Origin of the sequence: Sphingomonas sp. GC_Shp_6 (assembly GCF_026540835.1) — a bacterium.
Classification (GTDB): Bacteria; Pseudomonadota; Alphaproteobacteria; order Sphingomonadales; family Sphingomonadaceae; genus Sphingomonas.
Map to the genome: position 1 here is coordinate 1 of NZ_JALNUO010000046.1, position 765 is coordinate 765.

General features: G+C 65.4%; 1 protein-coding gene. It reads right to left on the reverse strand.

What is annotated here, in order from left to right; all coding sequences use genetic code 11:
- Positions 1 to 765 (reverse strand): IS5 family transposase (locus OXQ95_RS18610; RefSeq protein ID WP_267383123.1); only part of this gene is annotated, 765 nt, incomplete at both ends.

Genomic DNA, 765 nt, shown 5'->3' on the forward strand with positions numbered 1-765 from the left:
CGACCATCCACGCCTCGGAAGATGCGATCGAGGCTTCCCAATCCTTGGCGAGGCGCCGGCACCGGTTGAGCCACGCCAGGGTGCGTTCGACAACCCAGCGCCGTGGCAGAATGACAAAGCCCGTGATGTCGGACCGTCTGATGATCTCGATCGTCAGCCGGTCGATGTGCGCGACCGCCGCTTCGAGCTTCTGTCCGGCATAGCCGCCATCGGCGAACAGCCGGGTAAGGGTGGGATACGCATCGCAGGACCGCTCGATCAGGCCCGGAGCCCCGTCGCGGTCCTGCACATCGGCACCGTGCACCACGCCTTCCAGCATGTTGCCGAGCGTGTCGGTCACGATGTGGCGTTTACGCCCCTTGATCTTCTTGCCCGCGTCGTAGCCACGCGGCCCACCCGCCTCGGTGGTCTTGACCGACTGGCTGTCGATGATGGCCGCGGTCGGCGCCGGTTCGCGACCTTCTGCGACCCGCAGCCATGCCACCAGCACCGCATTGACGGCGTCGAGCAGGCCGTTGTCGCGCATCCGGTAGAAATGGTACTGCACCGTCGTGAAGGGCGGAAAATCTCTGGGCAGTTGCGCCCACTGACACCCCGTTGCAGCGATATACTGGATCGCATCCCACAGCGTTCGCGCCTTGTGCTTGCGCGGGCGCCCCACCCTGGAGGTCCGCCGCAACAATGGCCGGACGACAGCCCATTCTTCGTCCGTGCAGTCGCTTGCATAGCGCAGGCCGCTTCTGTCATGTTCGCGGCGAGCGGTTT